This window comes from Nocardia sputorum, from assembly GCF_027924405.1.
Lineage (GTDB): Bacteria > Actinomycetota > Actinomycetes > Mycobacteriales > Mycobacteriaceae > Nocardia > Nocardia sputorum.
Genome location: NZ_AP026978.1, coordinates 801686 through 815939, shown reverse-complemented (window position 1 = coordinate 815939; position 14254 = coordinate 801686). Strand labels below are relative to the sequence as shown.

At 69.1% G+C, this 14254-nt stretch carries 14 protein-coding genes; 10 read left to right on the top strand and 4 right to left on the bottom strand.

Features of this window, described 5'->3' with window-relative positions; all coding sequences use genetic code 11:
* Positions 1 to 32: 32 nt before the first annotated feature.
* From QMG86_RS03550 to QMG86_RS03530, 5 genes are all read left to right on the top strand, one after another.
* Positions 33 to 1229, top strand: coding sequence for an FAD-dependent monooxygenase (locus tag QMG86_RS03550; RefSeq protein WP_281877652.1), 1197 nt, complete (start codon positions 33 to 35; stop codon positions 1227 to 1229).
* A gap of 189 nt (positions 1230 to 1418) precedes the next feature.
* Positions 1419 to 1805 carry a hypothetical protein gene (locus tag QMG86_RS03545; RefSeq protein ID WP_281877651.1) on the top strand — a complete coding sequence of 129 codons (387 nt, stop codon included), beginning with the start codon at positions 1419 to 1421 and terminating at the stop codon, positions 1803 to 1805.
* Between the two features lie 41 nt (positions 1806 to 1846).
* On the top strand, positions 1847 to 2401 hold the full coding sequence (locus QMG86_RS03540) for a DUF3558 domain-containing protein (protein ID WP_281877649.1): 555 nt from the start codon (positions 1847 to 1849) through the stop codon (positions 2399 to 2401).
* Positions 2402 to 2421: 20 nt separating this feature from the next.
* Positions 2422 to 3612, top strand: coding sequence for a hypothetical protein (locus QMG86_RS03535; RefSeq protein WP_281877647.1), 1191 nt, complete (start codon positions 2422 to 2424; stop codon positions 3610 to 3612).
* Positions 3609 to 4349 carry an ESX secretion-associated protein EspG gene (locus QMG86_RS03530; protein ID WP_281877646.1) on the top strand — a complete coding sequence of 247 codons (741 nt, stop codon included), beginning with the start codon at positions 3609 to 3611 and terminating at the stop codon, positions 4347 to 4349. Before QMG86_RS03535 ends, QMG86_RS03530 begins: the two co-directional genes overlap by 4 nt.
* 21 nt (positions 4350 to 4370) lie before the next feature.
* Here the strand turns inward: QMG86_RS03530 and glyA are convergent, their stop codons facing one another.
* Entirely contained in the window at positions 4371 to 5666 is a 1296-nt protein-coding gene (gene glyA, locus QMG86_RS03525) for a serine hydroxymethyltransferase (protein WP_281877645.1), read from the bottom strand.
* Between the two features lie 134 nt (positions 5667 to 5800).
* Positions 5801 to 6379 carry a TetR/AcrR family transcriptional regulator gene (locus tag QMG86_RS03520; RefSeq protein WP_281877644.1) on the bottom strand — a complete coding sequence of 193 codons (579 nt, stop codon included), beginning with the start codon at positions 6377 to 6379 and terminating at the stop codon, positions 5801 to 5803.
* Positions 6380 to 6472: 93 nt separating this feature from the next.
* Here QMG86_RS03520 and QMG86_RS03515 point away from each other — a divergent pair, with 93 nt between their 5' ends.
* Positions 6473 to 6937 (top strand): PaaI family thioesterase, encoded by a 465-nt coding sequence (locus QMG86_RS03515; protein ID WP_281877643.1) that lies wholly within the window; start codon positions 6473 to 6475, stop codon positions 6935 to 6937.
* 11 nt (positions 6938 to 6948) lie between these two features.
* Positions 6949 to 7398, top strand: coding sequence for a nitroreductase family deazaflavin-dependent oxidoreductase (locus QMG86_RS03510; protein WP_281877642.1), 450 nt, complete (start codon positions 6949 to 6951; stop codon positions 7396 to 7398).
* Between the two features lie 300 nt (positions 7399 to 7698).
* Here the strand turns inward: QMG86_RS03510 and QMG86_RS03505 are convergent, their stop codons facing one another.
* Positions 7699 to 8898 (bottom strand): DUF885 domain-containing protein, encoded by a 1200-nt coding sequence (locus QMG86_RS03505; RefSeq protein ID WP_281877640.1) that lies wholly within the window; start codon positions 8896 to 8898, stop codon positions 7699 to 7701.
* Positions 8899 to 9079: 181 nt separating this feature from the next.
* Between QMG86_RS03505 and coaA the strand changes: the two genes are divergently transcribed.
* Positions 9080 to 10012 carry a type I pantothenate kinase gene (gene coaA / locus QMG86_RS03500; protein ID WP_039800785.1) on the top strand — a complete coding sequence of 311 codons (933 nt, stop codon included), beginning with the start codon at positions 9080 to 9082 and terminating at the stop codon, positions 10010 to 10012.
* A gap of 229 nt (positions 10013 to 10241) precedes the next feature.
* Here coaA and QMG86_RS03495 read toward each other — a convergent pair whose 3' ends face one another.
* Positions 10242 to 11021, bottom strand: a complete 780-nt coding sequence (locus tag QMG86_RS03495) for an isoprenyl transferase (protein ID WP_159843174.1) — start codon at positions 11019 to 11021, stop codon at positions 10242 to 10244.
* 274 nt (positions 11022 to 11295) lie between these two features.
* On the opposite strand from QMG86_RS03495, the gene trhA reads away from it, so the two are divergent.
* Positions 11296 to 11919 carry a PAQR family membrane homeostasis protein TrhA gene (gene trhA / locus QMG86_RS03490; protein ID WP_281880754.1) on the top strand — a complete coding sequence of 208 codons (624 nt, stop codon included), beginning with the start codon at positions 11296 to 11298 and terminating at the stop codon, positions 11917 to 11919.
* A 672-nt stretch (positions 11920 to 12591) separates the two neighbouring features.
* Positions 12592 to 14214, top strand: coding sequence for an adenylate/guanylate cyclase domain-containing protein (locus tag QMG86_RS03485; protein ID WP_281877637.1), 1623 nt, complete (start codon positions 12592 to 12594; stop codon positions 14212 to 14214).
* Positions 14215 to 14254: the final 40 nt, after the last annotated feature.

Below are 14254 nucleotides of genomic sequence, written 5' to 3'. Positions count from 1 at the left end.
TTCGGACGCAGATCAATGTCGAGGAGATTTCCGTGCGCAACACCACCGTTCTCATCTCCGGCGCGAGCATCGCCGGTCCCGCGCTGGCTTACTGGCTGCACCGTTACGGATTCGCGGTCACCGTCGTGGAGCGCGCTCCGGCACTGCGCGCCGGCGGTCAGGCGGTCGACTTCAAGGGCCGCACCCACCGCACCGTGCTGGAGCGGATGAACATCCTCGATGACATCGAGCAGCACAGGACCGGCACCACCGACACCGTCTTCGTGGACGAGCGGGGCGCACGACTGGCGGTGATGTCGGGGGAATTCACCGGTGGCGACGTCGAGATCCTGCGCGGCGACTTGTCCGAGATCATCTACCGGCGCACCGCCGACCACTGCGAATACCTGTTCGGCGATTCGATCACCGCGCTCACGGACACCGCTGCCGGCGTGCACGTCGAGTTCGAGCACGCGCCCGCCCGCACCTTCGATCTCGTCTTCGGCGCCGACGGCATCCACTCCCGGGTCCGCAGGCTGGCCTTCGGTCCCGAGCGTGACTTCGTGAAACATCTGGGTTACTACTACGCCGTCGCGGGCGCCAGCCCGTGGAACGGCTCGACCGCCGGGCCGCGCGAACGGGTGGTCGCGCACGGTCACAACGCGCCGGGACGACTCGCGATCAGCGGCGGCCCGAAGGCGCAGCAGATGTACATGTTCGCCGCCCCCGAGCTGGACTACGCCCGCGACGACAGCCCGGCACAGCGGCGCATCGTCGCCGAGACCTTTGCCGGCGTCGGGTGGGAGGTGCCGCGAATGCTCGCCGAACTCGGCGAATTCGATGATTTCTACCTGGACTCGATCAGTCAGGTCACGATGCCGGACGGTTACACCAAGGGACGAGTCGCGCTGGTGGGTGACTCCGGGTACGGGAACACGCTGGGTGGCTTCGGCACCGGGCTCGCCGTGGTCGGCGCGTACGTCATCGCGGGCGAACTGGCCTCGGCCGACGGGGATCACACCGTCGCCTTCGCCCGCTACGACGCGATGATGAAGCGCTACTCGAAGATCGCGGGCAACAGCAACGCCGGCCGCTTCCTGGCGCCGAAGACCGCGCGCGGCATCAGGATGCGCAACTGGTTCCTCGAATCCCGGATGTTCGCGCTGATGACGAAATACGGCGACAGCGCGGCCAACGACATCGATTTGCAGGACTACCCCGCGCTGGTCGGCGCGACGGATCCGCGCTGACCGTTCGTCAGCCGCCTTGACAGCCCACTGACCGCCGGGACTCGGCACATCATCCCAGCTCTGGACCGTCACACCGGCGAAGACGACCGGCGCGACGAGATTCCCCGTGGAACCCGTTGTGTTTCGATGGAACCGGAGCGAGACGGGGCGCGTCTATAAGGTCAGACGGCACTGACGGAAGGGGCGGCGATGGCGGACAGCCCGTTTCCCGGGTACATCGAGGCTGCGAAAACCGGGGCCTTGCGGGTGCGGATGGACCCGCAAGGGTTCGTGGAGATCGACCAGGCGTGCGGGGAGCTGATCGACCAGCTCACCGGCGCCCGTGCGGATGCTCGTGAGCTCGGCGAGAAAGCGCAGTGGGGTTTGGGCGAGGACATACCGCGCCTCTCGTCGGCGGTGGAACTCGTCCGGCTGTTCCGGGAGAAGGCGTTCGGCGGTCCGAACAATGCCTACGACACTCTCAACGAGTACATCGCAGTCGCGGAAGAGATCCGCGCCATGTTCAAGGCGATCAGCGACACCTATCAGCGCACCGACGCCGAGTTCGCGGCCAAGATGCGGGAGCTCCGCGTATGACCGGCTGCATAAACAGAAGTCGATGGCAGGAAACGCTTTTCGTGACCACAGCCTCGATACTGGCCGTATTGTTCACCGGTTGCGGTGGGGAGACCACGTCATCGGAGCCGACGACGTCGAGCAGAGCGCCGGATACCTCGCGCACCGGAGCAAGCACCAGCGTCGAGGCAGGTCGGCAGACCTCGTTCGATCCCTGCACCGCCTTGACCGCACAGTTCTTGGCCGAGCACCAATGGGACGCGCTGCCCCCCGCACCGAAGCAGAACAGCACCGACGGGATCAGCTGGAAAGGCTGCCGGTACGTTGCACGAGCCGGATACAGTTTCACGGTCCAGACGACCAACGGGACGCTTGACCAGGTCAAGGACAGGTTTCCCGCGGCCACAGGTGTCCCCATCGGCAGCCGTAACGGGTTGAAGTACGAAGCTCGCCCGGACGTTCCAGGCGGCTGCACGGTCAACATCGAGATGCACGATGGCTCCCTGTACGTCCTCGTCGATGATCCGAGCGGCAAGCATCCACGAAAACTGTCGCCGTGTGACAACGCCACCGATATCGCCCGAGCAGTCGCACCGCTGCTGCCGGCGGGCAGCTGAATACCCGGGGGAAGCGAATCATGAGACAAACCGACGGCCGTGCGATCACCAATCCGGAGAATGCTCAGAGCTTCTCGCATGCCGAGATCAAGCAGGCGGCCGACGCCATGAATCCGGCCGGGCTCGACGGCGCGTTCGCCGCATGGTCGGCCATCGCGGCGGCGGTCACGAACGCGGGGCAGCGCTTCGAGGACGCCGTCAAGAAGGCGGTGGAACAACATTGGGAGGGTGCGGCGGCCGAGAGCGCGGTCCGTGGCGTACGGGACTACGCCGGGCGGGTGGGCGAACTCGGTGAGGCCCTGAGCGCGCAGAGTCTGCCGCTGTCGGCGGCGGCGAACGCGGCGTCGAAGTTCAAATCGTCGGTGCCCGACCTGGTGGACGCGTCGGCCGGCGCGGCGAATCCGGAACAGCGCAACTCGCGGGAGGAGCAGGCTCGCGACGAGATGAACACCCAGTACATCCAGCCGTACGGAGCCACCGCCCCGGCCATCCCGACGCTGCCGCCTCCGGTCAGCCCCGCCGCCACGACGCCGACGGGTGTCGAAACGAGCACCGGGACGGAAGTGAACCCGAGCGCCGGTTCGCAACCGGTGGACAGCGGCCGCCCTGCCTCCGGCAATTCCTCCGCCGACGACAAGCCTGCACCCGAAGGCACCGCCTCGCCCGGCGAGGTGGAGGGGGAAGGCACGCCGGACGAGCCGACACAGCCGACGGCGGAAAACGCCGCGGAAACAACCACGTCACAGGCTGTTTCGCAGAGTCAGGACACCGCGGCGACCACGCCGGCGTCCACCACCAGGACGCAGACGTCTCCGGCTACACCCTTCGTCCCTACGACGGCACCCGCCGCCACACCCACCGCCGTTGTCCCGACGTCGTTCGACGGCAGACCGAACGGCACGCGGTCTCGGTCGGGCACGCCCGGGGCGGCCGGCTCCCCCGGCGTCGCGGACAACCAGGCGCGGTCGGGCACGTCGCGTCCCGCTCAACCCACCGCCCCGGCGGCGGCGAATCCGCAGTCCAACGCGCTGGGACGCGCGTCGACGCCCGTCGGCTCGGGCTACTCGGGCATGGTCCCACCGGGCCTGCGCGGCAGGCGCGCGGAGGACGAGGAGCACAAGTCGCCGAAATACCTGCGCACCGAGGAACACGCGAAGGAGTTGCTCGGCGAGGTGCAGCCGACCGTGCCGCCCGCACTGGGCGAGAAATGACCGCGCAGTGGTCGCTGTCGGCCGAACAGTTCGCCGCGGCGTGGTTCGGGACCGGACAGGATCGCATGCCGTTCCCATTCCGGTTCACCAGCCGGTTCCCCGGTTTGCACGAGTACCAGGAGTATCAACGACAGTTCCGCGCCGAGCTGGGCCGGGACGAGCGGCTGCCGCTGCGCGGCGCGATCACCACGCTGGCCGGTCCCGACTGGCGCGTGGAACTGTTCGGCTACGACAACACGCGCGAGGGCGTCGAACTGCGCGTCGTCGCCTGCGGCACGCGCGGCGGCTCCGGTGTGCTCGCCGTGCAATCGCCCGCACCCGACGGCGGGCGAGTGCTGTTGCGGCGCTGTCGAACCGACCAGCTCGCCACCGAAGTGGTGCGCTCGCTGCCGGACACCCCCGCCGGGACCGTCGGCGAGAGGAGTTTCCTGCTGGACGATCTCAACGACGACCGCCCCGACTTGTTCGGGAACGCGCCGGCCAGCCAGGCCAAGGAACGCTACCGGCGTTTCTGGCGGCAGTCGTGCACCACCCGCGGCACCGCGGTCGTGCTCCTCGGCCCGCGCAACGCCGAACCGTTGCGCACCGGCCGCCTCCGCTGGATCGACACGCCCGACGGCCGCTACTGCGAGGTCCCCGCGAACCGAGCGCTGATGATCCGCCCCGGGACCAGCGCCGATATCGCTCGCTACCTGGACGAGTCGATCGTGCGAGCCAAGGCGCGCATGGATCGTTGAGCCGCCGCGCGAAACCCCCCGTCAGCCCAGCAGGCGCCAGTCCTCCAGGCCGTCGTACAGCGGGACGTCCTTGGCCAGCTTGCTCACCCGGGCCCGCAGCGCGTCCAGGTCGGCGCCACCGGCCAGCGCGCCCGCGATGATGTCGGCGACCTCGGCGAACTCGGTGTCGCCGAAGCCGCGGGTGGCCAGGGCGGCGGTGCCGATGCGCAGGCCGGAGGTGACCATCGGGGGACGCGGGTCGAACGGAACGGCATTGCGGTTCACGGTGATACCGATCTCGTGCAGCAAGTCCTCGCCCTGCTGGCCGTCGAGTTCGGAGTTGCGCAGGTCGACCAGCACCAAATGCACGTCGGTGCCGCCGGTGAGCACGCTGATGCCCTTGTCTTTGACGTCGGCGGCGGTGAGCCGCTCGGCCAGGATCTTCGCGCCGGACAGGGTGCGCTCCTGCCGGTTGCGGAACTCCTCGCTCGCGGCGATCTTGAACGCGACGGCCTTGGCGGCGATGGCGTGCATGAGCGGGCCGCCCTGCTGGCCCGGGAACACCGAGCTGTTCAGCTTCTTCGCGTACTCCTGCTTGGCCAGGATGAGGCCGGAGCGCGGACCGCCGAGGGTCTTGTGCACGGTCGAGGACACCACGTCGGCGTAGGGCACCGGCGAGGGGTGCAGACCGGCGGCGACCAGACCGGCGAAGTGGGCCATGTCCACCCACAGGTAGGCGCCGACCTCGTCGGCGATCGAGCGGAACGCCGCGAAGTCCTGGTGGCGCGGGTAGGCCGACCAGCCCGCCACGATCACCTTCGGGCGCGCCCGCAGGGCGATGTCACGCACCTCGTCCATGTCGACGCGGTGGTCTTCCTTGCTCACCCCGTAGGAGTGCACTTCGTAGAGCTTGCCGGAGAAGTTCAGGCGCATGCCGTGGGTCAGGTGACCGCCGTGCGCGAGGTCGAGACCGAGCAGCTTGTCGCCCGGGTCCATCAGCGACATCAGCACCGCGGCGTTGGCCTGCGCGCCGGAATGCGGCTGCACGTTGGCGAATTCGGCGCCGAACAGCTCCTTGGCGCGGTCGCGCGCCAGCGTCTCCACCACGTCGACGTGCTCGCAGCCGCCGTAGTAGCGCCGCCCCGGGTAGCCCTCGGCGTACTTGTTGGTCAGCACGCTGCCCTGCGCCTGCAGCACCGCGCGCGGCACGAAGTTCTCCGAGGCGATCATCTCGAGCGTGTCGCGTTCGCGGGCGAGCTCGCCTGCCATCGCGGCAGCGAGCTCCGGATCGAGCTCACCGAGAGACTGGGAATTGACAGAGGCGGTCGTCTGCGTCACGACCTCAGTCTATGGGCCGTGTGCCCGGCCCTCGAGCAGGGGGTTCATCCCTCCCGGTGGGCGCTGGCGCGTCGCACGGTCCTTTCGTGACGTGCGACACGCTCCGCGCCTACGTCGACCCCGGCGACGGACGTTCAGCGGGATTCGCCGTCCTCCGGCAGGTAGTTCGCCAGCAACGCCGCGAGATGCCGCTGCGCGTCTTCCAGCGGCCGCGTGGATTTCATGGCCCGCGCCTGCACGATGGCTCCCTCCATCGCGCTGAACGCGAAGCTGCTGAAGGAGCGCGCCTCCTCGGCGGACATGCCCGCGGCCACCAGCGCCGCGCCGAGCCGCTCGTGCCAGGCGGCGAAGACCTCGCCCGCGGCGGCCTGCACCCGGGGCTCCCCCTCGGCCAGCGCGGCCCCGACGACCGGGCATCCGGCGCGATAGCCGGTCCGCTCGAGCGCGGTGACCCACCAATCGAGCAGCGCGTCGAACCAGCGACGTGGCGGCGCGGCGGTGACCTTGTCGATCACCTCGCCGATCCGCGCGCCCGCGACCCGGGTGGCGGTCTCGACGAGCTCGCCCTTGCCCGCGGGGAAGTGCTGGTAGAGCGAGTTGCGCGAGGCGTTGCCGCGTTCCAGCAAGGCGGCCAGCCCCGCGGCGTGCACGCCCTGCTCGCGGACCAGTTCGATGGCGCTTTCGATCAGCCTGGTGCGCGGCCCTGCCGTCATGCGAACTCCTTGCCCGAGGGTTGCGTGAACCGATCGGTCCATGTTGCAATCATGTCAGATGTGGACCGATCGGTTCATCGAAAGGATGGACAAATGTCCGAAGCCACCGTGGACCTGGCTCAGCTGTCCGGTCTTGAACTCCTGCGCACCGCGATGACCAGGACGGATCGCCCGCCGTTCATCGGCGACCTGCTCGGCATCGAGGTCGGCGAACTCGAACACGGCAAGGTGGTCTTCAGCCTGCGCACCAGGCCCGACTTCGCCAACCCGCTCGGCACCACGCACGGCGGCATCTGCGCCACCCTGCTCGACTCGGTGATGGGCTGCGCGGTGCACACCACGCTGGAGGCCGGGGTCGGGTACACGACACTGGAACTGAAGATCAACTACATCCGCGCCGTGCCCACCGACGGACAGCGCCTCACCGCGACCGGCACCACCATCCACGTCGGACGCACCACCGCGACCGCCGAGGGACGCGTGGTCGACGAGCAGGGCCGCCTGGTCGCGCACGCCACCACCACCTGCGCCATCTTCCGGCCGCACCATCGACCCTGAGGAGCACTGCCATGGCGGGACGAACACCGAGCGCCGCGGTACGCAAGTTCCGGCGCGAACGCCTGATCGGCCGCTACCTGGTCAACCCGGCCGTCGGCCTGCTCGACCGGCTCGGCGTCCGGTCGTCGCTGATCGCCGAACTGGAGACGATCGGCGCGAGATCGGGCCGGCCGCGGCGGGTGCCGGTCACCGCGTCGATCGACGCGACGGGCGCGTGGCTGATCTCGCAGCACGGCTATCGGTCCGGGTGGGCCCGCAACATCGCCGCCGACCCGCACGTCCGGCTCCGGCAGGGCAGCCACTGGCGCACCGGCACGGCGGCGTTCGTTCCGCAGGACGACGTGGTGGCTCGCTCACGCACGTTCGCCAAGGGCCGCGTCGCCGCCGCGGTCGCCGAGCGCACCATGAAAGCGCTGGAGAGCGACCCGATCTCGGTGCGCATCACCTTCGCGGGCGCCTGACCGCCGCGCCCCGGGAACCCGCGACCGCGTGGTCCCGGCGACGACGGACGCGGCGGCCGTGCGCGCCGAGGCGAAGCGTCTGACCGGGCCACCGATTCATGGGGCTCCACAAGCGGTAACGAGCGCTGGTGGGCGACCGGTTTCCTCGGTGACAGTCCACGAACACCTGACGAAGGAACGAACATGGTCGGCTTGGTCTCGGTGCCCGCCTCTCCGGTCGAGGCGCTGCTGCGCACCCTCTCGCTGCTGCTGTGCAGCATCTCGGCGGGCGGACAGGGCTGCGCGGTGATCCAGTAGCCCTCACGCCGCGGCGCGCACCGCGCCCGGTGTCAGCGGCTCGTCGAGCAGTCTGCGGAAACGATCGGCGCGGTCCTCGGCGTCGACCGCGCGATCGAGCCAGCCGCCCAGCAGCCGGTATCCCTCGACGTAGGTGGAGATGTAGGCGCGCCACAGCGGCGAGGACAGGAATCGCAGCGACTGGCGCGCCCGCTCCGGCGTCGTCAGGCTCCAGGTCTGCAAGAACTCCGCCACCTCGTCGGCCGACCGCCCGCGGTCGTGCAGCAGCAGCGCGGCGTCCTGGCGCACGTTCAGCAGCTTGGCCGAGGCGGTCGAAAGACGTTCGGCTCGTTCGCCGTCGAAGCGCAGGCCCAGATCCGCGTAGATCTCCTGCGCCCACTTGCCCCAACCGGGCCCGACGATCGAACGCAGCGCCAGATCGGCGAGCCCCTCGGCCATCAGGCACTGCGGCGTGTTCACCAGGAACAGCGTCTGCTCGGCCTGCCCGGCGGCGACCAGCCCGGCCTCCTTGCGGCAGTGCTCCGTGTGGTGCCCCGGGTAGGACTCGTGCGCGATCAGCTGTGGCAGATGCGCCATGTGCTGCTTCAGGTCGGAATTGATCGCCACTCGGGAGTGGTAGTTGCCCAGGTAGTAGTTGAACCCGGACCACGGCTTGTCGCCGACCACCTCGTAGGTCACGTGCTCGTGGTCCGGCAGCGGATACCGGGCGCGGACCAGTTCGCGCAGCGCGCTGGAGAACGCCTCGACGCACACCGCCAGGCGCTCCGGCGGGATCTCGTCGGCCTTGCGATGCGCGGCCACCCGTTCGGCCAGCGGACCGTCTCCGGCGAGCACCTCGTCCATCTGCCGGTGCGCGTCGCGGTAGTCGTCCACGTCGCCGGGCGCGATGTCGACGTCGAAGTAGGCGCGGACCTCCTCGACGAACCCGATGTCGTCGCCGGCGAACTTCCGTCCGGAACACTCCAGCGCGCGCAGGTGCACATCGAGGAACTCGGCGCGCTCCGGCGCCAACCCGGCCTCCGGCACCGCGGCGCGCAACTCGGCGGCGCGACGAGCCAGCTCGCGCGGCTGCGGCGCGGGCGCGTTCTGCACCTCGCGGCGCAGCGCGGGGTCGCCGGTGTAGGCGTCGACGAAGCCTTCCTCCAGCCGGTCGAAGGCGAGGCCGAGCCGCAGGTATTCGGTCACGAGCGGATGCGCTTCCATGCCAGCCGACATTAGCGGCTCGCACCTGGCTCATCGAGCGGGTTACCAACGGGTAGTGGTACCCCGCTCATCCCACTCGTGTGACGCGGAGCAGAATTCGGCTATGCGGCGACAGCTAGACCGAATCTCACCGGATCCGCACCCTGACTGTGCGTGTTTGCCGAAACGGAGTGTCGGGTAAGTGGCACGAATGAGCGAGCCGAGTCCATACGTGGAATTCGACCGGAAACAGTGGCGGACCCTGCGTAAATCGACTCCTCTGGTGCTCACCGAGGAAGAACTCATCGGCTTGCGCGGTCTCGGGGAACAGATCGATCTCGAGGAAGTCGCGGAGGTCTATCTTCCGCTCGCTCGTCTCATCCATCTGCAAGTGGCCGCGCGTCAGCGGCTGTTCGCCGCGACCGCGACCTTTCTCGGCGAAACTCATCCCGACCAGCAGGTACCGTTCGTGATCGGGGTGGCGGGCAGCGTCGCGGTGGGCAAGTCCACCACCGCCCGCGTGCTGCAAGCGCTGCTGGCCCGCTGGGATCACCACCCGCGGGTCGACCTGGTCACCACCGACGGATTCCTCTATCCCACCGCGGAACTCACCCGGCGCGGCATCATGCACCGCAAGGGGTTTCCGGAGAGTTACGACCGCCGCAAGCTGCTGCGATTCGTCACCGAGGTGAAATCCGGCGCGGCCGAGGTCTGCGCCCCGGTGTATTCGCACATCTCCTACGACATCGTGCCGAGCAAGCTGCACTGCGTACGCCAGCCCGACATTCTGATCGTGGAAGGTTTGAACGTCCTGCAGACCGGCCCGCGCCTGATGGTCTCGGATCTGTTCGACTTCTCGATCTACGTCGACGCTCGCATCGAGGACATCGAGAAGTGGTATGTGCAACGGTTTCTCACCTTGCGCAAGACCGCTTTCGCCGACCCGAACGCGCATTTCCACCACTACTCCGGATTCACCGACGAGCAGGCGACCGCCGCCGCACAAGAGATCTGGAACAACACCAACCGGCCGAATCTGGTGGAGAACATTCTGCCGACCCGTCCGCGCGCGACCCTGGTGCTGCGCAAGGACGCCGACCACAGCATCAATCGGCTGCGACTGCGGAAATTGTGATTCCCCTTACAATTTCCACGCCTCGTCCGGCCGGTGGGCGACGTCGATATCGCAACCGCGGCGATGTGCGGCGTAGTCGAGGAAACGCCTACCGAACTCCGCGTAGCTGATCGACTCATCCGGTTCGCGCGGTAGGGCTTCGGCGGACTGGTGGTCGAACGAACTCAGGTGACCGCATGGTACGCGAGACCGGCACCGGGAATGCCGGATTCCGCAGACCAAGATCGAATCAGACGCCGAAACGGCGGTGACGTGCGGCGAAGTCGCGCAACGCACGCAGAAAATCCACCCGGCGGAACTCCGGCCAGTACGCCTCGGTGAACCATATCTCCGAGTATGCGCTCTGCCAGAGCAGGAACCCGGACAGCCGCTGCTCGCCGGAGGTGCGGATGACCAGGTCGGGGTCCGGCTGACCGGAGGTGTAGAGGTGCTGGCCGATCGCGTTCACGGTGATCGACTGGACCAGATCCTCGCCGGTCTCGCCCGCGGCGATCTCCTGGCGGACCAGCGAGCGCACCGCGTCGGTGATCTCCTGCCTGCCGCCGTAGCCGACCGCGACGTTGACGTGCACCCCGTTGCGGCCGTCGGTGCGTTCGGCCGCGGTGCGCAGCCGTTTGGCGATCAGCTCGGGAAAGCCGTCGAGCGAGCCGACGATGCGCACGCTCCAGTTCTGCTCCGGCGCCGACAACTCCTCTACCACGTCGGTGATCACCTCGAACAGCGTCTCCAGCTCGTCCGGATCGCGCTGGAGGTTCTCGGTGGACAGCAGGTAGACGGTCACCATCTCGATGCCCTCGGCCTCGCACCAGCCGACCAGCTCGGCGATCTTCAGCGCGCCCACCCGGTGGCCGTGACTGACATCGGTGAAACCGTTCTCCCGCGCCCACCGGCGATTGCCGTCACACATCACCGCGACGTGCCGGGGATGCTGCTTGCCCGCCAGCTGCCTGGACAGCCGGGCCTCGTAGATGCGATACGGCAGACCCCGCACCTGACTCGGAAGTTCCACGCGGGCAACCCTACGCCTCGGGGACACGATCTCGGCATCGACCGCGATACGCCGGTACAGTAGCCGAGAGCACGCAAGTTACGGCTGCGTAGGTTACTGACGGGTTCAGTCGCTCGGTCCCGACCCGCCGTTTCCGGGGCGCACGGTGATCGTTCGGCTGCCCTTCGAGGAGGTACTCGTGTCCGAATCGGTCGGCACCGCCGACACGGGAGCGGTTGCACCGGTCCCCCGCTCGGCGGGCGAAGCGCTCGCGGAGGCGCTGGTCAAGCCGCGCATGCGGGGCTGGATCCACACCTGGGCCGTCGGCGTCGCGGCGATCGCGGCCGTCGTGCTGATCGCCACCGCCGCCACGGTCTCGGCGACCGCGGGATGGTCGACGCTGGTCTACGGGATCACCGTGTGCGGACTGTTCGGCGTCAGCGCCGTCTACCACCGGGTGACCTGGCCCACCGCGCGCGCCCGCACCCGGATGAAACGAGCCGACCACTCGATGATCTTCCTGTTCATCGCGGGCAGCTATACCCCCTTCGCCCTGCTCGGCCTGCCCGGACGCACCGGGCAGACGCTGCTGGTGGTGGTCTGGGCGGGCGCGCTGGCCGGAGTGGCGCTCAAGCTGCTGTGGCCCGGCGCTCCCCGCTGGGTCGGTGTTCCGCTGTATCTGCTGCTGGGCTGGGCGATCGTTCCGGTGGCCGGACAGCTCAACGGCCAGATCGGCATCGCACCGTTGATCCTGCTGCTGATCGGCGGCCTCTTCTACAGCGGCGGCGCGATCCTCTATGCCACCAAGTGGCCGAATCCGTGGCCGACGGTCTTCGGTCACCACGAGTTCTTCCACGCGGCCACGGTGCTCGCGGCATTGACCCACTACGCGGCGGTCTGGCTCGTCGTCTTGCGCTAGCGCATAGAGTCGACAGGGAGGTCGGACGAGAGGGGCGGGGCAGGCGATGCAACAGCGTGCGTCCGAGGGCCGCGCGGCGATGCGGGGCCGAGCGCGCCGATGCGCGCGCGGGCCCGAGTGCTGCCGGGCGGTGCTCGCTGGACTCGTCTCCTCGGCGGTACGCGGCACGACCTCCCGAGCACGGTCCACGGCCCGCCGGCGGCTGGATGTGCCACGACCGGAGCAGATCGATGCCGGTGAACGCGACCTTGGCCGCGAGCCGTACCCGCCCGTCCATCCCATCGCCTACTCCACGCGGCCGGATGGCGAGTGCCACACGGCGCTCCGGGACGGCCGGTCGCCGCGCCTGCCCGGCGAGCCGACCGGGAAACCGCCTGTACCGCTCGTCATGGCTCTATGCTGCTCGTTCGTGTTCCTCCTCGCCGCCGCGCGCGGCATCGCCGTGCCGCACCCCGGACGTGCGCGCGGCCGCGAGAGACCGCTCGGAATCATGCCTTCCAGGCCCGAATCGGCGCGAACGGACACCCGGACCAGAGCGGCCACCGGAGTCGCTGCCGCCATCCTCTCCGGAAGCCGCGAGCTCGCTCGAGCGGGCGTTGGAATCCCGGCACAGCCGACCGCATCGGAGCCGGCGGCCACCGATCAGCGCCGGCCATCGGGATCGCGACTGCGATGATCTCGAAGTTCGTCGTCTGGGCGCTCAAAGCGCGAGGTGGGTTGGCCGTCTTGGTCACCACGGCGAACCTCAGCGGTCTCGCGGTGATCGTCACCCAGCTGTGGCTCAACGGATTCCTGGGCAGGCTGGGCCCGGATTGGCCGCGGGCGCTGGCCTTCGTCGGCATCTATCCGGCGGTCGGGTTCCTGGCGGGCATCGTGCTGGCGGTGCGCGACCGGAAGCTGTATTTCGGCTGGCTCGACGCCGCGCGCAAGCCGACCGAGGTGGAGGCGCGACGCCTGCTGCACCTGCCCGTCGCGATCAGCATGCGCGCGCTGGCGCTGTGGATTCCCGGCGTGATCGTGGCGACCGTGATCTTCGCGCGGCTGAGCCCGGACAACGACCCCGGCGTGACGGCGTCGCTGTTCACGATCGGCGCTTTCGAGTCCGCGGCGGTCACCTTCCTGATCGTGGACCGGCTGATCCGGCCGACCATTCCGGTGGTCGCCGGGGTGCTCGGGTGGACCATGCACTGGAGTGCCTCGGTGCTGGTCCGGGTCGTGCTGACCTGGGCGGTCGCGGCGGCGCTTCCGCTGCTCATGCTGATCGTCGTGCTGGCCGACCCGGCGGCGGCCGCGCCGGACCGGGTCCGCACCGCCATCTACCTGTCCGCGGTCGGTCTCGGCGTCGGCGCCCTGGCCACGGCGTTCCTCGCCCGCGCGGTCGCCGCGCCGATGCGCACCCTGCGCCGCGCGCTGGACCGGATCGCGCAAGGCGACCTCGGCGCCCGGGTGCCGATCGGCAGTACCAGCGAGATCGGCAGGTTGGAGCATTCGGTCAACGAGCTGGCGGCGAATCTGCGCGAACGGGAGCGGATGCGCGAAGTGTTCGGCAGGCATGTCGGCACCGAGGTGGCCGAGCGCGCGCTCGCCCGCGGCGCGGATCTCACCGGCGACGTGCGCGAGGTGTCGGCGCTGTTCGTCGACGTGACCGGGTCGGTGGAACTGTCCACCGGGCTGCCGCCGCAGGAGTTCGTGGCCAAGCTCAACCGATTGCTCGCGATCGTCGTCGCGGCGACCGAGGAGAACAACGGCCTGGTCAACAAGTTCGAGGGCGACGCCGCACTGTGCGTCTTCGGAGCGCCGATCGCGTTGGGCGACAACGCCACCCCGGCCCTGCGGGCGGCGCGGCGCATTCGGGACGAGGTGATCGCCACCGGAGAGCTCGACATCGGGATCGGCGTCGCACGCGGACCGGTCTTCGCAGGCGACGTCGGATCCGACACCCGGCTCGAGTTCACGGTGATCGGCGACGCCGTCAACGAGGCCGCCCGGCTCACCACGGCGGCCAAGGAGGTACCGCGGCGAATCCTGGTGAGCCAAGCCGTGATCGAGGCGGGTGCGGAGCACGAACGCGCCAAATGGACGTGTTACGACACCATTGTGCTGCGCGGCATGAAGGAACCGACGGTCTGCTGGACCGACATCGACACCTCCGGCGCCCAGCCCGAGTCCACCGACACCGATCAGCCCGATCTGCCGGCGGACACCAACCCGGTCATCGAAATCCACACCGCCGAACCCCCGGCCGATGGCACCCGGACGCCGGATGCCGAAGTCGACGCCCCGCCTCGGCGCTAGGCCCCTGCCGCGAGATCGAAAGTCAGTGTGCCGCCGTCCG